We start from the raw sequence: 22,506 nt of genomic DNA on the forward strand, positions 1-22,506 counted from the left end.
AATATATCAAATTCAGGAAATACTCAGGAAAGAAGCTGACGATTAAAAAATAAAAAGCCGTATCTAACTTTTGATGTTTTGATACGGCCCCTTTTTAATTTTTTTATTAATATTACTCACTCTGCGCTTGAATATCGCCCAGTTGAGGAATATCCCGCACATCAAACGGTGTTTCTTGGTACACATAATAATTCAGCCAATTATTGAATAATAAATTGGCGTGACTTGCCCAACGGATGACAGGTTCCTGAGCAGGATCATCATTGCGGTAATAGTTTTTTGGAACATCAATAGCCGCACCTTTTTCTACATCACGTACATACTCTTCGTGAAGGGTATAAGGATTATATTCCGAATGCCCTGTCAGGTAAAATTCTCGGCCACCACGCGAGCTCAATATAGCAATACCTGCATCTGCTGATTCAGAAAGAATTTCCAGTCCCTGCTTAGACAATACATCCTCGCGGTCAATAGTCGTATGTCTACTATGCGGAATAAAGAATTCATCGTCAAATCCACGGAAGAGCGGATGCTTCTTCACTGATGCTGAATGTTGGAATACGCCGAACAGCTTATGATCTAACGGCACCTTCTCCACACCATAGAAATGGTATAATGCAGCTTGTGAAGCCCAGCAAATGTAAAGCGATGATGTGACGTGCGTACGCGCCCAATCCATGATCTTAACCATCTCTTCCCAATAATTGACCTCTTCAAAATCCAACATCTCCACCGGTGCGCCTGTCACAATCAATCCATCATAAAACTGATCTGCTACCTCATCAAAGTTTTTGTAAAAGAGCTCCAGATGCTCCAAGGGCGTATTTTTAGAAACATGCGTTTCCAAACGCAAGAATTCCATTTCTACTTGCAATGGATTATTCGATAATAACCGAATAAAATCTGTTTCCGTCGAAATTTTCAGGGGCATCAAGTTCAGCACGAGTAATCGCAACGGTCTAATATCTTGTTCGTTGGCGCGCAAACTACTCATCACAAATATATTCTCGCGCTTCAACAGTTCTATCGCTGGCAAGTTATCGGGTATCTTTACTGGCATATTATAATTATCTCCAAAAGGTTTAGGATATCTATTACTAGATAAGCACTACTTGTTGATTTCAGAGGCCAAATTACAACATATAGTTTGTTTGAAAAAATTAGATCCTACTTTTTTGCCAAGATTCATTTGTGGAATCTAAAAATTTTACAAAAAGTTAATTTGTTCAGTCATACTTTCTTCTTAGCTTCGCATGAAATAACTACACATATGCGCTCTTACACTAAGATATTTGCATTGCTGCTCACCGTCATTACATTTACGAACTGCAGCACCCCCAAAATCGCTTCTCTCCAATCAGCGGATATTTACAGAATCGATAGCACGATAACGCAAGATAGTTCCATTGTCAATTACTATCGTCCTTTCAAAGAGAAAATGGAACAAGAAATGAATAGAGTGATTGGCCATACCACAAATAGTCTAACAAAAAGTCGTTCAGAAGCCGAATTCACAGCCGGCAATTTCTTCGTCGATGCGATGTTAGCTATCGGCCAACGTATAGATCCTACAGCCCAAATTTCATTGGCTACCAAAGGTGGCATTCGTTCCGAAGTCGATAAAGGTCCCATTACTGTTGGCAATATCTTCGAACTCATGCCTTTCGAAAATGCCATATCTATTTTAGAACTTTCGGGCCAAGACATTAATACGCTATTGCACTTTATCGCCAAAACCGGCGGTCAACCAATCGGTGGAATGACGATGAAAATTAAAGATCAACAACCTTTTGATGTGATGATCCAAGGTCAGCCATTTGACATTAACAAAACCTACAAATTGGTTACGTACGACTATTTGGCAAATGGTGGAGATTATGTAGAAGGATTAACGTCACCATTGAAGCGAGTGGATACTGGCATTATCGTTAGAAATGGTCTTATCGACTACATTGAGCAATTAACTAAAGAAGGAAAAAGTATTAACACGACATTAGATGGAAGAGTTAAAATCATTAAATAGAAGAAGTTTTCTACGAAATCTAGGTGTACTTGGTGGAACATTAGCCGTTAGTCAGCTTCCTCAATTTGTTCAAGCAAAGTCATCTAAAGAGGTTAAAATAACCATATTACACAGCAATGATGTACACAGCCGCATCGAACCTTTTCCAATGGACGGTTCTCGATTCCAAGGACTAGGGGGCATAGCGCGGAGAAGTACGCTTATCAAGCAAATTCGTCAATCCGAGCGCAACGTATTACTGTTGGATGCGGGAGATATGTTCCAGGGTACGCCATACTTCAATATGTTTGATGGTGAAGTAGAACTTTCTTTGATGTCTCAATTGAAATACGATGCAGGGACATTTGGTAATCACGAATTTGACAATGGAATAGCGGGAATATTGAAGCATTTCGACAAAGCAACTTTTCCTTTCTTGACTTCCAATTACGATTTCTCACAGACTGCGCTGGCAGGAAAGACCAAAGATTATGTGATATTTGAAAAAGAAAGAATCAAAATCGGCGTATTTGGTCTATGTATCGATGTAGAAGGCCTCGTCGATAAAAATAATCATGCAGGAATGCGTTATTTAGATCCTATCACTGTAGCAAACAAGATTGTGCCTACGTTAAAGGGAAAGCATAAGTGTGACATAGTGATCTGCTTATCACACTTAGGTTATTCGTATAAAGAGGGTAAAGTATCTGATTTGCGTGTAGCAGCAGCTACTAAAGACATCGATTTGATCATCGGTGGACATACCCACACATACCTGGATAAACCGACAGAAGTAAAAAATGCAGCCGGAAAAATAACACTAGTTAATCAAGCTGCACATGGCGGAGCCGTATTGGGACGAATCGACTTTATTCTTAATTCAAAGACAAAAGAAAAGCGTATAGCATACAATAACTATATCCTGAATAATGATATAGCTTAAATGAATTAATCAAATAACACGCATTGAAGTCTTTATTTCAGATATATATAAAATCTTATAAAGGATTATCTCCTGCTGCATGGTTGCTGGCATTAGTGATGCTTATCAATCGTACCGGCTCGATGGTTATTCCTTTCTTGGGCATGTATATGTCGTCGGAATTGGGATTTTCAAAAACGCAAGTGGGCTTGGTATTAGGCTGCTTTGGACTTGGATCCGTATGTGGCTCTTGGTTAGGAGGCTGGTTGACCGACCGATTTGGGAGTTTCAAGGTACAGGCATTGAGTCTTATGCTCGTAATACCGTTATTCCTGATACTTCCGTGGTTTCGTACCTTCGAGTCATTAGCAGCTATGATATTTACGCTAACCCTCGTTGCGGACATCTTTAGACCTGCCAACTCGGTATCAGTGGCACGGTATGCAAAGCCCGAAAACATTACCCGGGCTTACTCGCTCAATCGGATGGCCGTAAACCTTGGTTTCTCGATAGGACCTGCGCTAGGCGGCTTTTTGGCGTCAATATCTTACAACTGGATTTTCTATGGCAATGCCATAGGTGCCTCAGCAGCACTTTTGGTATTTATATATTTCTTCCGTAATCGATCGCAAAATCAGCTACCCAAAAAAGAAGAAGAAAACAAACCCAAAGTCGTAGAGCGTAACGCCTATAAGGATGGTTTATTTATTCTTTTTAATGTCTTGTGCTGTATGTTCTCCATGGGATTCTTGCAGTTACTCAGTACGCTCCCATTGTTTTACAAAGATGTGTATGCATTTGACGCAGGGCAAATTGGGTTATTATTGGGCTTTAGCGGCTTTGTGATCGTGATATTCGAAATGGTATTGGTGCATTCTGTAGAACATAGATTTTCTGTTCGACAAATAATGTTTTGGGGAACGGCGATTACCGCCATGTCTTATTTTATGCTCAATATCGATTTTGGATTGGTGTGGCTTTATATGGCTATGTTTATTCTTTCGACAGGCGAAATGCTGACCTTGCCTTTTATGGCAACTATTACAGTCAAAAGGGCGGGATTAAGTAACCAAGGGGCCTATATGGGCTTTAACTCCTTAGCATTTGCGGCAGCCAATATTTTCTCTCCTTACTTCGGGACCTATCTAGCCGAACATTTTGGCTATAATGTGTTGTGGACGGTAGCGGGAACGACCTTATTGACTGCGGCAGTGGGATTCTATTTTATTATAGCGCGCATGAAAATCTAACCTTATCCCACATTTCTCTCGTAAGGTACACGCGTCAAAATTGAACGACCCAACGTAATTTCATCTACATATTCCAATTCACCGCCAAACGCAATACCACGTGCGATTGTACTGACCTGCACATCAAATTCTTTGAGTTTGCGGTAGAGGTAAAATATTGTAGTATCACCTTCCATCGTCGCCGAGAGTGCCAGAATAACTTCCTTTACTGCTCCTTGACGCAGGCGTTGAATCAATCCCTCAATTTTAAGGTCTGATGGACCTATACCATCCATTGGTGATATGAGCCCACCCAGTACATGGTAAACGCCTTGGTATTGATTCGTATTCTCTATAGCCATGACATCACGCGTGTCTTCTACAACGCAGATTGTGGATTTGTCACGCTTTACAGACAGACATATCTCGCACACTTCTTCGTCCGAAATATTATAGCATTCTTTACAATACTGAATTTTCTCTTTCAATAGATTCAATGACGACGTAAATCGAGCGACCTCCGCATCTTGTTGCTTGAGTAAGTGCAATACCAGACGCAAGGCAGTCTTCTTCCCTACTCCCGGCAAGCGACCAAACTCTTCCACCGCATTTTGTAATAGTTTAGACGAGAAATTCATAGGTACAAAGGTAATTATTTTTTCTGTCAGACAAACATCATGTTATTGCTTGAGAAGGCTTTATATGGAACAAATTTTGTAATATTAAATCAATGAAACCGACACTTGAAATTGAATATTGCCCACAGTGTGGATGGCTATTGCGCGCTGCTTACATGGCTCAAGAATTATTAACCACCTTCCAAGCTGAAGTATATGGCGTAAGTCTTATTCCCTCGGAGGTAACGGGAAGATTCCAAATTCGTACAGCCGACAATATCATCTTTGACCGAAAGCGAGAAGACGGATTCAAGGATATCAAAATCATCAAGCAGCTTGTACGCGATGTCATCTGCCCAGAGAAAAACTTAGGTCATTCTGACCGAAAACATTAAAAATTCTACAAATTGACAAATTTAACAAATAACTATTTGTAAGATATAGTTTTCGCTTATCCGAAAATTTGTAAATTTACTATCTTGCAAAGATCCGAAACGTAGATAAATATTATGACAGGAGAAAATAAAATTAGAAATTCATTCGCCAATAAGACTTGGCAAGAAATAAAAGTAAAGGATTCATGGCAGATATTTAAAATCATGTCTGAATTTGTAGACGGGTTTGAAAAGTTAGCTAAAATCGGTCCTTGTGTATCGATATTCGGATCGGCACGTACACCGGAAGATCACAAATATTACCAAATGACCGTTGAAATAGCACGACTATTAGCCGAAAAAGGTTACGGTGTAATTTCTGGTGGTGGTCCCGGTATTATGGAGGCTGCCAATCGCGGTGCCTATAGTGTAGGTGGTAAATCCGTGGGTTTGAATATTGAATTGCCCTTTGAGCAGTTTCATAACAAATACATTGATCGCGACAAGTTGTTGGAATTTAATTACTTCTTTGTACGCAAGGTGATGTTTATGAAATATTCGCAGGGATATATCGTCATGCCTGGTGGATTTGGTACGATGGACGAATTATTTGAAGCGATAACCCTTATTCAAACAGGTAAAATCGCCCGTTTCCCTATCGTATTAGTCGGCAAAGATTATTGGAGCGGTCTACTGGAATGGGTTGAAAAAACCATGTTGGGCAATGCTTACATTTCTGACGAAGATCTTAAATTGTATCGCGTCGTAGACAGTGCAGAGGATGCCGTAGAACATATATTTAGATTCTACGATAAGTATTTATTAAAACCAAACTTCTAAACTACGGTACTACCCCTCAAATAAAAAATGCTTCCCATTCAGGAAGCATTTTTTGTTTATAAAAAATGTCTTTAGTCCTCTAGACTTCGTGGTAACGATTTGCGCGTCTGAATGTGCCCAAATCATTGAAACGAACACCGTGCTTGCGCATGACTTCATGTGCCTTCTTGCGCGCGATATGGCGTATGTAAAATGTTTCATTTACTACGAAATGATGAATAGCGTGCGTCCAACCGAAGAAAAAACAAAACAATTGGAAAGGATATGTCCACCACACCGTCAATATCTGCGTTTGCTCGATTACATTTCCTTGCTCCACATCACCGAAATAATGCAAATTGGAAGTGATAAAATGTAAACAGAACTGACGTAACAAATTCGGCAGCAATATGATATAAATAATTGGGTTACACCAAGCCAATATATCTTTGATCAGCTCCGGCATTACCCAACTAAACTGATACTTGTCATGCAACAGGTCGAAAAATATATCCGTAAAAAACGCATATAATATCACATGCGATAATATGGTAAAAGGAATTAAACCAAACACGCCACTTAATTTCAACTTCTTTGCAGCTTTGAATTTCAAATTGCCATTATCGACCTCCCGCTTGATATCACGGAATAATCCGAAAACGCGAAGCGCATTGCCAATGACCAGATCCGGAGTGAATAATAAACGTTTTAACGACCACTTCTCCCCATTTGTCACACCACGTTCCTCTACATCATGCAAAGTGCCGGAAAATTTATGATGATGATAATGTAATACTCTTCTAAACCATGGATTGAGCGTCAAGGGACGAGCCAACCAGATGAACAACAGCATGATATTGTGTACTATACGGTTGTTTTTGAAGTAAATGAAATGTATTAAGTCATGTTCCAACTCATGCAATACACCGAATAAAAAAGCGTTACCCAGTATCAAAGCCCAAGCAGGAAGTAAATCTACAAACCATAGATAACCCAACCCACCGCTAAGTAGCAGACAAATGATAAATATGGTAAAACCAATAAAATTCTGGTATTTTAAGACAGGATGTTTAGCTTTTAAATTTGCATACGAAGCTAATATCTCTTTCTTTATTATGTTTGTCTTTTGTTGATGTGTCACCCGATAATCCTAATAGTATTATACAAAACTACCTAATATAAATCGTAACATCTTCATATTAACGTAACATATCTACTTTAAAAGAAATCCAACTACCTTGCTATGCCCTTCTTGATTGTTTCACAATGAATAAATACTTCTAAATTTGAGCTTGCCTTTAGGAATAATAGCTAATAGCATTACTTCTCCAGTTTGTAAATAAATTCTTCGATATCGGTATGGCGGGCGCGTGCATACCCTGTATCCACCCCTACTTTAATGAAATTACATTTTTCCAACACCCTTTGTGAACCGAAATTATCAAAAGCTACACGACCATAGATCGGTCTCGTGGCTTCCAGTTCAAGAAAATACTGCAAAGCATGCGTAGCAATGCCGTGTCCCCAATATTTTTTTGCGATCCAGTATGTAATTTCTGCCTCTCCTTCCATCATAAATTTTGATATACTCCCTACTATGACATCATCCATTAATATAGTCTGATAATTTATGGAAGGATTGCTCAAGAATTGGGTATGGTTAGCTAAATAGGCAACTTGGTCTGTCGAATCTGAAGGCATAAAAGCCGCGAGATATCCTCCTTCTTTGTCCAGTTGAAATTCAAACAATGTCTCTAAATCAGTTACAACAGTCGGTCTAAGTCGGATATGAAGTTTATTTGTTGCCATGTAGCGATCTCAGCTTTCTTATTATAAATGTACAACTTTTCATCTGCCGTAAAAACCCTTGATGCACAATGGATTTTGAAAAAAATGTCTACTCCTCAATCGAAACTTTACTTGTTAAAGCCGATGTTATTATTTCCATTTATTAATTTTTTCATTTATAAGCAAGGAAAGTTTTTTGGCACCAATGTCAGATAGATGATCCGCATCAAAATAATCAATTGCAACGAAATTAGGCGCATTCATTAAGTTTTCATACATGCAATTATCAAATTTTGAACAAATGGTAGACGTGGTATTTATCGTGGTTTGCAATTGCTGTTCATTTAGATCCTGACGGTAAGATTCATATGCGGGAGGAGTCAGAAGATAAACATGAATATTGTGTTCCTTACACCATTGCAGCATTGTAATAAGTATATGAACGTTCTCTTTCAAGGTTTTCTCTTCTTCCCTGGTATTAATCCCAAATATGGTATGTCTCTTTACGGATTTTTTTCCTGTATCGACTAGATCTCTTGCGTTTTGAGATTTATACTGCGTACCCCACCCCAGTTTGGAACAACTCACGTTAGACTCATTCAATAAATAGTAAGATGCCAATCTTTCGACATTCACACTAAACTTATTACTCAATACTTCAGAAAAGTCTGTTAAAGATTTGGAAGTGGAAACACCATAGTAGATGACATAATTTTTTGCCCGCCAAGATTCAGATCCAGCTTCTAATTTGCCATATAACGAAAAATAAGAAATAGGCAAAATCACTGTTTTCAGGTTTTTGAGCTTGTTTTGATATTTTTTAAAAATCTCAAAATCGTAATTCAATGACTGCGAAATATGACTTGCATTAAATGTCTTGCTGCTGAAATATTCAGGATCAAAATCATAATATGCGTGCGAACTTCCGAGAATTAATGTCTCAATATCTGCGGCATTGTCTACCTCCAGCACCCTTATTGGCAGTGACCTGCCTAAAGGCTCTTTGTACATTTCGGATATCTAATATTTCTTCAAGCATAATACTAAAAAAAAAAAACTCCTTCCCAGGCATTGTGCACATTGGTTGCACGGCTCGGCTCGGCTCCTCTTATATTTTACTCTCGGATTCCGTCCTACCCTCATATAAGCAGTTCCCTAACGTGGTTCCGCCGTAAACGCTCCGCCGTAAACTTCCTGTTTCCTTTGCCATCCTAACATTTGGTCCTTCCTACATTAAAAAAAATGCAGTACTATTACCGCTGCTGATTTCTAAATGACCCATCTGACGTCCCCGCCAAATGTTTCTTCTCCTGTAATCGCGCCTACACTTGACAGAATTCATTCAGATCTCCCGGGGTAAGACAATCAACTTCCTATGGATGTGGCTTCTGTATTTACGTAATAGCCCCCGTGCAGTATTGGGCTTCTGTTTGTGTGGCAACCTCACCCGGACTAAATCCGCCTCATATACAGTTTCTGTTCGTAAGCCCCCATATTTGCCGCCAGCTTCCTTCAAATTCGCAGTCGCCCACGACACCCTTGCCTTTGGCTAACCCTTCCTACTGCAAAGTGGGTTTGGGACTTTAACCCTAGAGTCGATTGCCATGCCCGGCACACCACAACAGAAAAGCCCAATCTTTCGATTGAGCTTTTCGTTTTGTGAACCCACTGGTACAGAACTCAAACTCTTTGTTAGAAGATTTGAGACGATTTTCCTCATTAAAAATTGATAAATCTAAAAGTCTTGACCATTTGCAATGCCAACAACAGAAATTCAATGGAGAAAAATTAAAAAATATCGGTTCATTTGGAATCTTAATAATATTTCAAAATTTGAAACTTTATAAAAGATTAAAAAAAGGCACTAAAGTATACCAAAGGATATACATAAGTGCAATGCCCATAATGCCATCAATACGATCAGGTTTTTCTGGTTTATTGATGTATTGGTAAAGTAAATATAACAACCAGGCACCGTGCAAAAAGGCTGTATAAATAATATCCGAATAAATCCTATCCAACAGCACATCCTTCTTCAAAAGCAGGACAGAACTCATGGACAACAAGACGGAAATCCCCGCCAAATAGGTCGCCCTCACCTTTCCAAGCCTAACCACCAAGGTTCCTTTTCCAGCAGCTCGGTCGGCATCATGATCAGGTATTCCAGCCATTATAATCGCCGGAACAATGGAAAAGAACAAGGGAATACCAACCACCCAAGAATAAATATTATTCAACGCTCCACCCTGATAAACAAAACCACAGATAATAACGGCAAAACTATGCGTAAATCCCACCACAATCTCGCCCCAGCCATTGTAGGAAAAACTTAAAGGCGCGGCTGTATAAGAAACCGCAATAAAAAATATGAGGACAGTAACCAACAAAACATGCATAACGGAAGCAATAGCGAATATGCCCATGAACACACAGAGAACCGCCAATACTACTAACAGATATTTCAAGGAATTGGTATAAGCTTTTTCACTCAACTCACCATCGACCAATACCCTTGATCCCCCAGAAAATGTACTGAAATGTTTATTCAACCGATCGCTTTCCCGATCTAAATAATCGTTACTGAAAACCGTGATCACCTCGATCAAAAATAAAACAAGATATCCCAATACGAAAATCCAAGGGTTAAAAGGCCCTGCTAGTTCTGCAAATAAAAAAGCACCAATAGCATAGGCAAAGAAGGTCATGGGATAGAATTGCAATCGAATCGCCTTGATCCAGGGCATGATCTGGTCCATAAACTTTTCCCAAGGAGTCAGTACGCCATTTTCAAGCGATTTTCCTTGATGATAGACCTTGGTAAGCCACTCCTCCTTCTTTTCATCAGAAGAGTGCTTTACCGGACTGATCAGCATGCTCCTTACAGGACTCACACCACAGAATTTTAAGGTAGCATTTTCTAACGATCTTCTCGAAGGTGCTCCATTAATCAAACGGTCTATCAATACAGGCGTATCCATGGTAATGATTAACTGGGCAGTTTTTGGGCGGAGCAATTTTTTAAAGGCATCCGGCTGAATCTCGTAAAAGGCAAATCCAGGAACAAATACTCGATCGATAAAACCCTTTAATAAAGCGGGCATATTTCCCCACCAGGCCGGATAGACAAAAACAAGATGATCCGCCCATTTGATCAATCGCTTGGCCTCCTTGAGATCCTCCTCTTCAAGTTGATCCTGCGGGGAAGGAATCTGAACATGCAAATCGAAGTGAAGATCAGCCAGATGTAGGAATTCCACATGCGCCCTAGCTGCCTTTGCCCCTGCCACATAGGATTCGGCCAAGGCCGCATTATAGCTGTCTTTACGGGGATGCCCCAAAATAACCAAAACCTTGATGTTAGCTTCCTTCATACCTGCTCTTTTAGAAAGAACAAGCAAGCCCAACAACTGTTTAATCGAAATACAATTCTTCCGCCAATCGTTTGATTTTAGGTATAATATTCGAGATATAAGTTCTGGTAATTTCAAATCGCTCAGGGATATTTTCATCACGCGCATCCAAGTCTACCGCTAAGGTCAAATTTACCCCAACTATATTTTATTTTGAAGGTATTGATATAATCTACATTGTTTTCAATATCCCAATGCGCGATACATTTTTTCGCTGCATCCACCTGCAGCTCTTTAAAAATTTCAAAGCCGGCATCATTTTCGGATCCAATAACAGTTCTTTAGCTCGCTCCACCCGGAACGAATTGATGAACTGGAAAAAAAATTGCTAAAAACGGATCAAGCAGAATTCTTGGGGGGAATTAAAAAAATAATTAGTTTAGTAGTTTTTAAAATAGTACACACTTGCAAACGGCCGAACGTAAATTATTATCCTTGTTAATGCCCGAAGGGCTATTAGAATATTTTCAAATCCAAGAAGTAGATCAAGTAGAAAATCAACTTCATATTTATTTAGATGAGCTTAATATCTCTCCTGCAGGTTATGATAATAGTAAGCTAGAATCAAAAGGTTTTATGCCTTCTACGGAGATTTCCGATTTTCCCATTCGAGGTCAAAAAGTTACCCTACATATCCGTCGTCGTGGTTGGACCGTTTTGGACACTGGAGAGATTATCACAATAGATTGGAATCTAGTACGTGAGGGTACCCGAATGACGACAGAATTCGGGCTTTTTTTAAAGAAGATATTTGGATAACCATCCTGTAAGCGCTCAGCTAGTAGGTCTGTTCTTTCAGATGGATGGCAAGCAGTTGCAAGATCAATATAAGAATCATCTGAGCGACTACCATGTTTGGGATCAAAAATCGCATGCAGAGAATTGGACACTATTTCAAGATAATATAGGTGAGCACTTAAGTATTGATGAGACTAGTTTTAGTAATGGTGAACTTTATACTATTGTAAGTAGTAAATCTGCAAAAGGTAAGAAAGGAACTCTTGTAGCTACGATTAAGGGGACAAAAGCAGAAGATATTATTGCTGTATTAGAGCGAATTCCTCTTCGTACAAGAAACAAAGTTAAAGAGGTGACCATGGATATGGCTCCTAATATGGCTAAAGCTATTCGACGATGTTTCAGGAATGCTAGGCGAGTAATAGATCGTTTTCATGTTCAAAAGCTAGCATACGATGCTGTTCAGGAACTTCGTATTCAGTACCGCTGGGAAGTATTGGATATAGAAAGTCAGAAAATAAAGGATGCTAGAAAGCAAAGTATTCCTTATGAGCCAGAGTTATTATCCAATGGGGATACCATCAAGCAGCTATTGGCTAGATCTAGACATCTGTTATTCAAGCACCCTAGCCGGTGGACAGAAAGTCAAAAACATCGTGCAGAGTTATTGTTTATTCGCTTTCCAAAGCTAAGACAAGCATATGATTTAGGGATTGCTTTAGAAGATATTTTTACCAAATGCAAAGACAAAACACTCGCCTTTACCAAGTTGGGTTTATGGCATAATAAAGTAGAGAATGCAGGCATCCTCTCTTTTGAAAGTGTAGCAAAGTCTATTGCAGCACACCACCCTGAAATCCTACATTACTTCGACAACAGAAGTACAAATGCATCAGCGGAGTCTTTCAATGCTAAATTAAAAGCGTTTCGTAGTGTATTCCGTGGGGTAAGAGATACTTCTTTTTTCTTGTATATAGTCATGAAGTTGTATGCTTAATGATATTCACCCCCCAAACTTTCAGTATGATCCCTGAAAACCGTTGTTGATGATATAGGACAATTGATGGCTGCTAAGCACAGACACTTTGTTAAAGCAGATTGGAATTTAACTCTCAAAGCCTATGCTGTAATGGGACGGAAATTAAGGACTTGGTAGCATCTACCTTAAAAAAGGTCGCAAACATGGATAGATATTTTGAAAACGGTGATATTGAGGAAAAAAGGCTTATAGTGAGTTCGATGTTCCCCGATTTTTTGGAATTTTACGGAACAAGACATCGAACTCCGAAATTAAATTCTGCGATTACTCTTATCTATCAGAATAATAACAAGTTACAAGGCAAAGAAAATGGGACAAGTCTATCTTTTCTAGACTTGTCCCATCAAGTGATCCCGCTGGGATTCGAACCCAGGACCCATACATTAAAAGTGTATTGCTCTACCAGCTGAGCTACGGAATCCTCCGTTTTGAAGTTTCCTTCGTTGTTTGGAGTGATGCAAAGATAGCTATTTCACGCATTTCTGCAAACTATTTTGCGATATTTATGCTAATTTTTCGCAAACTTACTGATTTTTAAAGCAGTAAATTTTCGATGTAATTTTACTCGTTAATCGCTTTCCAGAGCATATCTTTCAATTGGGTAATATTCTTACCCGCCACAGACGAAATAAAGATATGGGGAATGTTGGCTGGCACTTGTGCCTTCATTTCTTCTTCCAATTCTTCATCCAACATATCGGATTTTGTAATGGCCAAAAGTCGAGGTTTCGCTAACATTTCAGGATTATATTCCTTCAATTCATTGATTAAGATATTGTACTCTTCCTCAATTGTACGAGCGGTATCAGCAGGCACCATAAACAACAGTACCGAGTTACGCTCGATATGTCTTAGGAAACGATAACCTAATCCTTTACCTTGTGACGCGCCTTCGATAATACCCGGAATATCCGCCATGACGAAAGATTTATTATCGCGATAACCGACGATACCCAGATTAGGTACTAACGTCGTAAACGGATAATTAGCAATCTCAGGCTTCGCAGCAGATACCACTGACAGCAATGTTGATTTACCAGCATTCGGGAATCCTACCAGACCCACGTCCGCCAATACTTTCAATTCGAGAATTATCCAGCGCTCCTGCCCTGGCATGCCCGGTTGAGCAAATCGAGGAGTTTGTTGCGTTGGTGATTTGAAATTATTATTTCCTAGTCCACCTTTACCGCCTGGAGTTAGGATCTTAGTCTCGCCATCTTCGGTGATTTCGAAAATTACTTCGCCCGTCTCCGCATCTTTAGCAACAGTACCCAATGGCACTTCCAAGATTTCATCTTTACCCGTTGCGCCAGTACGTAATGCAGATCCGCCACGCTCGCCATCAGGAGCGATAATATGTTTTCTATATTTGAGATGCAGTAATGTCCAGTGCTGTGAAGAACCTTTTAGAATAATGTGCCCCCCACGGCCACCATCACCACCGTCAGGCCCACCTTTCATAGTCGTTTTATCACGATGCAAATGTGCAGAACCTGCCCCACCATGCCCCGAACGACAACACACCTTTACATAATCAACAAAATTTGAGCCTTGAGCCATATAGTATTATTATCCTTAAAAAAAATTATGCTTGGTAACTGTAACTATCAACTACTGCTGACAATTCGGCAAAAATCGCATCAATCTCGCCAATGCCGTTCACCTTTGTTAGTTTACCTTGTGCTTCATAATAAGGCAATACGTGAATGGTTTTATTGAAATATTCTTCAATACGTTTTTTCAATTTGTCTGCTGCATCATCTGCACGTCCTGAAATCTCTTGACGCTTAGCGATACGCTGTGTCAATTCACTTTCGGTTACGTCCAATGCAACTACGCCAGAAATGGAAGTACCAATACTATCCAAAAAAGCGTCCAATGCTTCAGCTTGTGCTACTGTACGTGGAAAACCATCAAAAATAAAACCTGTTGCTAATGGGTTCTTTTTGATTTCTTCTTCCAACATTGCAATAGTAATAGAATCCGGCACCAAGTTTCCATCTGCAATGATTTGGCTTACTTGTTGACCCAATTCTGTTTGGTCCTTGATGTGCGCACGAAAAATATCTCCTGTAGAAATATGTACTAAATTATATTTAGCAATAAGTTTTTCGGATTGTGTACCTTTTCCTGCTCCTGGAGGACCGAATAATACAAGGTTTAGCATAGTTTGATTATGTTATTTTGTGACAAAATAAAAAGCCTAATCCTGGTAAGAATTAGGCTTTCAGTTAACTAAGTGCACTCCAAGGGAGTCGAACCCCTAACCTTCTGATCCGTAGTCAGACGCTCTATCCAATTGAGCTAGGAATGCTTTCAACCATCACTTCCGGGTATAGCCTCTTCCGTTTTGGTGTTGCAAATATACCTAAAAAGCCTTTAATAGCAAATTTTTTATGGTTTAATATACAAAATATTTTAAATAATTATAGCAACTCCATGAATTTCAAGTATAAAAAAAGGAGAGAAATACTCTCCTTTTTTACTTATAAAGTCATTTATTAATGTTTTTCTACGTAATGCTCGTTCGGCACGTAATCCGCCACCATTTCGGCAGCATAATTCGTTGGCTCACCTTTACCGAAACGACGTTTTAAGCTATCCATTAATGAGTATACCACCGGTACAACTACTAATGTCAAGAACATCGAAGATAATAGACCACCAATAATAACAATCGCCAAACCGCGGTTCATATCCGAACCTTCACCTGTAGCAATAGCAATAGGAATCATACCAAATACCATCGCTATCGTCGTCATCAAAATCGGACGAAGACGGGCATGATTGGCTGCTACCAAGGCGTCATGCGTATTCATTCCCTCCTCTTTACGGTGATTCGCAAAATCCACAAGCATGATCGCATTCTTGGCCACCAAACCAATCAACATGATTATACCTAGAATGGTAAAAATGTTTAACGATTGATTGGTCAATGCTAAGGCAAGCAACGCTCCAATAAACGATAATGGAATTGAGAATAATACGACGAATGGCGTAGCAAAGTTATCATATAAGGCTACCATTACCAAATATACCAACACCAGCGAAGCAACTAATGCAACTCCCAAGGTACCAAAACCTTCTTCTTGGTTTTCCATATTACCACCCCAAACATAAGATACACCTGCTTTACGTGGCAAATCCTTGAATTTAGCTTCCCACTCCTCGGCTATAGTACCTGTAGGACGACCGATAACACCACCTTGTACGGATACAGAAGGCGACTTATCACGACGCTCCAACAAGGTTGGACCCGAGCTGTATTGTACATCCGCAAATTGATCCAGTGAAATGGAAGCACCTGTATTGTTGATGAACTTCAATTTCTTAACGTCCTCTAAACTTTTACGACTTTTATCGTCAAATTGGATATTAATATCGTATTCATTATCTCCTGCACGGAATTTATTGTCTGTATTACCGGAGAATGCTGTTTGCATAGTCATACCCACAGAAGCGACATTCAAACCTAATGAAGTCATTTTCTCACGATCTACTTGAACAGAAATCTCAGGGTTACCTGCCTCCGAAGTCAATTTCACATCACGTGAACCTGGTACTTCGCGCAACAAATCCGCTGCCTGTAAGGCAAACTCTTGCGCATCTTCTACACTAGAACCAATAACGGTCAACATCAATGGTGCTTGTTCAGCTCCCATGATACCAACTGGCACACTCTTTATTTTTGCACCTATTAATTTTGGCAACATTTCATTACGCAATTGTACGGCGTACACTTTCGAATTCAGGTTACGCTTCGCTTTATCGGTCAAGATAACGTGAATCTCTGATTTGTAACGTGAACCCGTAGCGGAGCTCATACCCCCTTCAGAAGACTGCCCTACTGTAGTAATGATTTTTTCAATCTCTGGTTTTGCTGCCAATATATCTTCGGCTTGACGCGTCATGATATTGGTCTTTTCTAAAGAAGCATCTTTTTCTAATTCAAATTGTAAAAAGAACTCTCCTCTATCCGACGACGGGAAGAAGTCACCACCAATATAACCCATTGGAATCAAGGCCACGGAACCGAAAAACAACACAACTGAAACCAATAGTGTTAACATCTTATTGCCTCTTGATTTCAATGACCATCTTAAGATATCTGAAATTTTGTGTGTGAATGCATCCAAACCTGCTTCAAATCCGTGTACAATTCTACCGAAAATAGAAGTTTCACTTAAGTATTCTAACTTACCAAAACGTGAGTACAACCAAGGCACGACAGTAAATGACACCAACAATGACAATAACGTCGATATAATTACAGTCACACAGAATTGCGCAAGGATATTAGCCACCAAACCCGTAGACATCGCGATAGGTAAGAATACAACCACAATTACCAATGTGATCGCCGTTACGGTAAATCCAATTTCCGATGCACCATCGTAGGCTGCTCGTACCTTGTTTTTACCCATCTCCATATGGCGGTGAATATTCTCAATTACCACGATCGCATCATCCACCAAGATACCTACCACAAGGGATAGACCTAATAGCGACATCAGGTTGAGGGTATAACCCATTAGCAATAACCCGATGAAAGTAGCAATCAGAGATAAAGGAATAGCAATCATCGTAATGGCTGCATTACGCAACGAGTGTAAGAAGAACAACATGATAAAACCTACCAATACAATCGCAATGACCAAGTCATGGATAACGTTGTCCGCCGCAGTCAAGGTAAATTCAGAAGAGTCATTGGCTACCGCAATTTTCACACCTTGCGATTCATAATCCTTCTCGACACCACCTACTAATTCACCTTCCTCATTATATTTAGCAATCGTCTGGCGCACCAATTCGGATACAGCCACAGCATTTGCATCGGATTGCTTAAATACCTGCATCATAATGGTATTTTGACGGTCAACACGTGCAATTTTTTCAATTTCCACGATACCATCCTGTACGTCAGCTACATCGCGCAAAAAGATCGTGTTTCCCGAAGGTGTTGTGAGCGGAAGATTTCGCAACTCATGGATGCTTCTTACTTTACCCGCTAGACGAATCGTAGTTCTGTTGTCTTTTGACGACACATTACCTGTCGGGAAGTCCATATTAGACGAAGCAATAGCTTGTTGAACTGCAGCAATGCTCAATCCATAACCTTCAATCTTGTCTGGATCAATTTTCACTTGAATTTCACGCTCTTCACCACCCAACATGTCTACTTTCGCCACACCATTTACACGGGCAAATACAGGTTGAATCTTTTTGTCCAACAAGTCATATAATTCTTTTTCGGACAAATTGGATGTCACGGACAAGCCCATAATAGGCATATCATCCAAAGAGAATTTATTTAAGGACGGAGTTCTTGCATCATCGGGTAAATCGTTGATCGCCGAGTTGATTTTCCGCTGTGCATCCGTCAGCAAGAAATTGACATCCGCTCCCTCATTCAATGTTACCATTACAATCGAAGCACCTTCCAAAGAAGTGGATTCAATTTTTTTCACCATTTCCAAAGACGCAACAGCATCCTCAATTTTCTTCGTCACGGTATTTTCTACCTCCGTAGGCGAAGCACCAGGATATACAGTTTGGATGGTAATTACATTTACCTCAAACTTTGGAATCAACTCATATCCCAATTGAGAATATGAGAATATACCACCGAGTGTCAAGATGATGAATAACACCAAAATGATACTAGGTCGTTTTATCGAAATTTCTGAAATTTTCATAATAGCTAATTACCCAATCTTATTTAATAATTTCGATTGCAGTTTGATCTAATAAGTTAATTTGACCTGATACGATTACCTGATCACCAGGGTTTAGTCCACTTAATACTTCGATATTATCACCGAAGTTTCTTCCAGCAACTACTTTAGTTTCGATAGCTTTACCATTCTTAGCCACAAATACTTTATTATCGGATACTGAACCGACGAAGGCTGTACGAGGAATCACCAATACGCTAGCCGATGAACGAGCACCGAAACTAGCAGTACCATACATACCTGCACGCAAATCGTTGCCATTGTTTGGTACTTCAACCTCCACAGGGAAGTTTAGACTACCATCAGATTTAGGCGCGATGAATGTGATACGACCTGTATAAGATTTATCACTGTACACACTAGCTGTCACATCTACCGACTGCCCTACCGCAAGTCCAGCTACGTTTTTCTCATCTACATTTACACGCAGTTTTAAAGAACTTACGTTTACAATTTCGAATGCTGCAGTTCCTGGACTCACATATGTTCCTGGCTCAATTTTACGCGAATTAACAATACCTGATACAGATGTTTTAATCGTTACATCACCAGCTGTTAATTTTGTGCTGCGTAGATTGTTTTTAGCCGTTTCGAATTGCAGACGCGCTTGATCCAATTCTTGTTGGGTCACACCACCTGTTTTGTATGCACTTTCAAAGCGTTGAAGATTTTGCTGTGCATTATCGTAGCTCGCTTGTGCATTCGCTACATTGACATTCAATTTATCACCTTCTACAATCGCCAAAGTTTGTCCTGCACTCACGCGAGAACCCTCATCCACCAATACACGTACTACACGTCCTGAAGCTTCTGCCGACACAGTCACTTCTTGCTTAGGTTGGAAAGTACCATTCGCTGTATAAGATGCGTCTACCGCAGACATTGTAGCCGTATCCACACGTACCGCTACAAAAGCGTTCGTTTTTGCTGCTTCTGTCGTAATAGCTTCGTTGTTGGCTTTGTTCTTATTTAAGATGAAGTAAATACCTCCTAATGCTGCTGCGATAATAATTACCGTAATTATTGCACGTTTCATAATATATATTTAGATTATTTTTCGTTAACTAATGATTTCAATTGTCCGTTTGCTTTGATAAGCTGTACTTCTGCGACTTTATAATTCAATAAAGCTGTATTTAGATTATTTTGTGCATCAGCGTAGGCGTTCTCTGCATCCAACAATTCTGTCAGGGTTGCTAGACCATTTTGGTAATTGTTATTGGTGTTATCTAATACTTCTTTAGCTAACACCACATTACTCTTGTTGGTATTGATGGTCAAAAGGGAATTTTTGATCTGAGTCTTCGCGTTTTCATTCGCCAGACTTAATCCCAATCTCGTGTCTTCCATATCCACTCTTGTTTTTTGGATGTCTATTTCCGCTTGACGAATTCGAGCTCGTGTAGCACCTCCATTAAAAATTGGAATAGAGACATTAAGACCTAAGCCTGAAAAATTAGACCATTTGAAACCATCGCTTCCAAAAGTTGGGAATACATTACCCATACCCAGGTATCCAAAATTACCCGTAAACGATACGGAAGGATAATAAGCCGAAACAATGGATTTACGGTTTAGCTCCAATAATTCAGTTTGCTTATTCAACAAAGCAATCTCGGTTCTATTATTAACGTCTGCTGTCTCTGCAATAGTCTCCAAGGATATGTCAAAAGTTTCCTCTGGCAAGACAATATCCGTAGTGATATCCATACCAATAGCAAACTTGAGTGCATTCTCTTGTAATTCTAAGGCATTAATTATTTGTTGTCTCTGCGCCTCTAGATTATTCACAGCAACCGAAGTTCTGTCTAAATCAATTTTCTTACCTAATCCAGCGTCAACCAAACCTTTGATAACGTCTCTGGTTTTCTTGGTACTTGCAAGATTGATTTCCAATGTATTGAGCTGCATCTGCGTCTGAAAAACCTGATAATACGCATTAGCCACCTTTTCGATCAGATTTTCCTCTGTAAGCGAGTTGTTGATTTGGTAAAACTCACGCGTAGTCTTAGCGGCTTTCAGACCAGTAAATAATGACTGATTGAATATTTGCTGCGATACGGAAGCGGTAGCATTCGCTTGCCACTTTTGCCCAAAGGCTACCATCAGTGTTTCGCCAGGCTCACCACCAAAAATTTCGGCAGGGAGCGCACTTTTTTGAAGCAATGGATTGTAGTTTATCGAAGCATTGGCGCTCAACTGTGGTTTTGCTCCTGCTCTTACTTCCTCAATTTGATATTCTGCATTCTCTACTTCTAATGCAGATTTTTTTGCTTCAGCCTTATTTTGTAAGGCATACTTGATGGCCTCCTGCAAGGTTAGAACCTCTTGTGCATGCGCATAAGTAGCACCGAACAGACCAGCTAGTAAAACAGCTATTATCTTTATTCTTTTCATTTTATTTATTAGTGACTATACGTTCTTTAAAAATTAATTCTACTGCCTTTATTTGATCTTCAAGCATTTGATCTATGTTTTCTATTTTTGGAATACAGTGGATGATATCATTTACCGTATGATTTAACGAGATCCCTTTTATAACACGACGAAGTACGACTGTGGACTCATCAATATTATCCATCTTAAGCGTACCGCTATCCACCGCCTTGACGATAAGGGATTTGAGGATACTTAAATCACGCGTTTCAAAGTTTTTCAACAAGTGTTTGAATTCGGCATCTTTAATCCAGTCCAAGTTTTCATTGATATAGACCATATAATGCTTGCGCATGTGCTCTGCCCGAAATCTCAACAATTCAAATAAGGTATCCAAAAAATCGCCATTGTACTTTGCCACCTTTGCTTCTACGGCATCTAGGAATGCCTCTGAAATAGAAACTAATACATCTTTGATTAGAGCGTTCTTATCTGGATAGTAATAATATAGATTGGCTTTGGTGATTTTTACGTCGTCCGCTATTTCATTCATCGTGGTTTTGGAAAAACCGTAATGCAAAAATCGTCGGGTGGCCAGTTCAATTATTTCCTCTTTTCTTTTATCCATTTTTATATTTTTACTTTTGACTTTTACAAAAGAATGTTCAAAAGTACAAAACGTTTAATAAGAACGTAAAAATGAGGAAAAAAAATACATTTTTTTGACAAAAAATTGTTATATTATAAAAACTTGACCTATGAAAAGAGTTTCAGGAATTTGCGTTTGTCAAATTTGTATAGTCTGGCAGCACGATAGGAAACGCCTGTTTGATATTCATTGAGTTCTTTGAGATAGCCTAAATTACTCATGCGTTTTCTAAAATTTCGTTTATCCAAACTCTCGCCTAGGATGGCTTCGTAGATTTGTTGCAACTGCGTAAGGGTAAATTTTTCGGGTAATAAGGCAAAGGGTGCCGTGGAATAATTTAAGTTACGTTTGAGTTTTTTGAGTCCCAATTGCAGAATATCATTGTGGTCAAAAGCCAACTCAGGGACCTCCGTAATATCAAACCATTGGGCCTGGCGCATATAGTTAGTTACTGGCTTTACCTTATTCTTGACATCCTCATAGCGTACCAACGCCATATACGCAACGGTCAGAACGCGCCCTTCAGGATGACGTTTGAGTCCTGCTAATGCAGCCAATTGCTCCAGATAAATATTTTTTAGCCCAGTATGCTCATAAGCAATCCGATCCACAGCCTCTTCCATTTCTTCTTGTTTGTCCACAAAATAACCAGGCATAGCCCACCAATCTCGATACGGATATTCATTTCTCTCAGTGAGCAAGACTTTCAATTTGCCTTCATGGAAGGTAAATATTAAACAATCTACTGTAAAAAATGACAACATGATTAGAAGCTTTTAATTGTAAAATAGTATCTTATTAATTCTAA

The 22,506-nt window shown here is 39.5% G+C and carries 20 protein-coding genes and 2 tRNA genes; 7 read left to right on the plus strand and 15 right to left on the minus strand.

Features of this window, described 5'->3' with window-relative positions; all coding sequences use genetic code 11:
• Positions 1-112 precede the first annotated feature (112 nt).
• Complete coding sequence (gene metA / locus EDC17_RS07960; RefSeq protein WP_132777563.1) at positions 113-1,060, minus strand: homoserine O-acetyltransferase MetA; 948 nt, start codon at positions 1,058-1,060, stop codon at positions 113-115.
• 210 nt (positions 1,061-1,270) lie between these two features.
• Between metA and EDC17_RS07965 the strand changes: the two genes are divergently transcribed.
• From EDC17_RS07965 to EDC17_RS07975, 3 genes are read left to right on the plus strand one after another with little or no spacing between them, the layout of a single operon-like run.
• Entirely contained in the window at positions 1,271-2,023 is a 753-nt protein-coding gene (locus EDC17_RS07965) for a 5'-nucleotidase C-terminal domain-containing protein (protein ID WP_243646084.1), read from the plus strand.
• Entirely contained in the window at positions 1,998-2,945 is a 948-nt protein-coding gene (locus EDC17_RS07970; protein WP_132777564.1) for a bifunctional metallophosphatase/5'-nucleotidase, read from the plus strand. Before EDC17_RS07965 ends, EDC17_RS07970 begins: the two co-directional genes overlap by 26 nt.
• A 23-nt stretch (positions 2,946-2,968) precedes the next feature.
• Entirely contained in the window at positions 2,969-4,174 is a 1,206-nt protein-coding gene (locus tag EDC17_RS07975; RefSeq protein WP_132777565.1) for an MFS transporter, read from the plus strand.
• A gap of 2 nt (positions 4,175-4,176) precedes the next feature.
• On the opposite strand, the gene recR is transcribed toward EDC17_RS07975, so the two are convergent.
• Positions 4,177-4,791: a recombination mediator RecR gene (recR, locus tag EDC17_RS07980; protein WP_132777566.1), complete on the minus strand. Its 615-nt coding sequence runs from the start codon at positions 4,789-4,791 to the stop codon at positions 4,177-4,179.
• Between the two features lie 92 nt (positions 4,792-4,883).
• On the opposite strand from recR, the gene EDC17_RS07985 reads away from it, so the two are divergent.
• Together EDC17_RS07985 and EDC17_RS07990 are read left to right on the plus strand one after the other, a co-directional pair.
• Positions 4,884-5,165 carry a SelT/SelW/SelH family protein gene (locus tag EDC17_RS07985; protein WP_132777567.1) on the plus strand — a complete coding sequence of 94 codons (282 nt, stop codon included), beginning with the start codon at positions 4,884-4,886 and terminating at the stop codon, positions 5,163-5,165.
• 114 nt (positions 5,166-5,279) lie between these two features.
• Entirely contained in the window at positions 5,280-5,984 is a 705-nt protein-coding gene (locus tag EDC17_RS07990; RefSeq protein ID WP_132777568.1) for an LOG family protein, read from the plus strand.
• Between the two features lie 79 nt (positions 5,985-6,063).
• Here the strand turns inward: EDC17_RS07990 and EDC17_RS07995 are convergent, their stop codons facing one another.
• The 4 genes from EDC17_RS07995 to EDC17_RS08015 form a co-directional block, all read right to left on the minus strand.
• Complete coding sequence (locus EDC17_RS07995; RefSeq protein ID WP_132777569.1) at positions 6,064-7,104, minus strand: fatty acid desaturase; 1,041 nt, start codon at positions 7,102-7,104, stop codon at positions 6,064-6,066.
• Between the two features lie 179 nt (positions 7,105-7,283).
• The gene (locus EDC17_RS08000) at positions 7,284-7,772 is read right to left on the minus strand and encodes a GNAT family N-acetyltransferase (protein ID WP_132777570.1); all 489 of its coding nucleotides are present in this window, start codon (positions 7,770-7,772) and stop codon (positions 7,284-7,286) included.
• Positions 7,773-7,901: 129 nt separating this feature from the next.
• Positions 7,902-8,762 (minus strand): hypothetical protein, encoded by an 861-nt coding sequence (locus tag EDC17_RS08005; protein ID WP_132777571.1) that lies wholly within the window; start codon positions 8,760-8,762, stop codon positions 7,902-7,904.
• Positions 8,763-9,592: 830 nt separating this feature from the next.
• Positions 9,593-11,260 (minus strand): NAD(P)H-dependent oxidoreductase, encoded by a 1,668-nt coding sequence (locus EDC17_RS08015; protein WP_165894384.1) that lies wholly within the window; start codon positions 11,258-11,260, stop codon positions 9,593-9,595.
• Between the two features lie 306 nt (positions 11,261-11,566).
• Here EDC17_RS08015 and EDC17_RS08020 point away from each other — a divergent pair, with 306 nt between their 5' ends.
• Both EDC17_RS08020 and EDC17_RS08025 read left to right on the plus strand, forming a co-directional pair.
• Complete coding sequence (locus EDC17_RS08020; RefSeq protein ID WP_132777574.1) at positions 11,567-11,920, plus strand: ISAon1 family transposase N-terminal region protein; 354 nt, start codon at positions 11,567-11,569, stop codon at positions 11,918-11,920.
• Positions 11,913-12,896 carry an ISAon1 family transposase gene (locus EDC17_RS08025; protein WP_243646085.1) on the plus strand — a complete coding sequence of 328 codons (984 nt, stop codon included), beginning with the start codon at positions 11,913-11,915 and terminating at the stop codon, positions 12,894-12,896. The genes EDC17_RS08020 and EDC17_RS08025 overlap by 8 nt, the downstream gene beginning before the upstream one ends.
• Positions 12,897-13,286: 390 nt before the next feature.
• Here the strand turns inward: EDC17_RS08025 and EDC17_RS08035 are convergent.
• From EDC17_RS08035 to EDC17_RS08075, 9 genes are all read right to left on the minus strand, one after another.
• Positions 13,287-13,359 (minus strand) — tRNA-Lys (locus tag EDC17_RS08035).
• Positions 13,360-13,499: 140 nt separating this feature from the next.
• Positions 13,500-14,498: a GTPase ObgE gene (gene obgE / locus EDC17_RS08040; RefSeq protein WP_132777575.1), complete on the minus strand. Its 999-nt coding sequence runs from the start codon at positions 14,496-14,498 to the stop codon at positions 13,500-13,502.
• A gap of 25 nt (positions 14,499-14,523) precedes the next feature.
• A complete protein-coding gene (locus tag EDC17_RS08045) occupies positions 14,524-15,105 on the minus strand; it encodes an adenylate kinase (protein WP_132777576.1) in 582 nt (193 codons plus the stop codon).
• A 73-nt stretch (positions 15,106-15,178) separates the two neighbouring features.
• Positions 15,179-15,252 (minus strand) — tRNA-Arg (locus EDC17_RS08050).
• A gap of 187 nt (positions 15,253-15,439) precedes the next feature.
• Positions 15,440-18,634, minus strand: a complete 3,195-nt coding sequence (locus tag EDC17_RS08055) for an efflux RND transporter permease subunit (protein WP_132777577.1) — start codon at positions 18,632-18,634, stop codon at positions 15,440-15,442.
• 19 nt (positions 18,635-18,653) lie between these two features.
• The gene (locus EDC17_RS08060) at positions 18,654-19,709 is read right to left on the minus strand and encodes an efflux RND transporter periplasmic adaptor subunit (protein WP_132777578.1); all 1,056 of its coding nucleotides are present in this window, start codon (positions 19,707-19,709) and stop codon (positions 18,654-18,656) included.
• Between the two features lie 14 nt (positions 19,710-19,723).
• Entirely contained in the window at positions 19,724-21,070 is a 1,347-nt protein-coding gene (locus EDC17_RS08065; protein WP_132777579.1) for a TolC family protein, read from the minus strand.
• A 1-nt stretch (position 21,071) separates the two neighbouring features.
• Positions 21,072-21,677: a TetR/AcrR family transcriptional regulator gene (locus EDC17_RS08070; RefSeq protein WP_132777580.1), complete on the minus strand. Its 606-nt coding sequence runs from the start codon at positions 21,675-21,677 to the stop codon at positions 21,072-21,074.
• Positions 21,678-21,805: 128 nt separating this feature from the next.
• Positions 21,806-22,462 carry an NUDIX hydrolase gene (locus EDC17_RS08075; protein WP_132777581.1) on the minus strand — a complete coding sequence of 219 codons (657 nt, stop codon included), beginning with the start codon at positions 22,460-22,462 and terminating at the stop codon, positions 21,806-21,808.
• Between the last annotated feature and the right edge of the window lie 44 nt (positions 22,463-22,506).

Source organism: Sphingobacterium alimentarium (genome assembly GCF_004342685.1).
Lineage (GTDB): Bacteria > Bacteroidota > Bacteroidia > Sphingobacteriales > Sphingobacteriaceae > Sphingobacterium > Sphingobacterium alimentarium.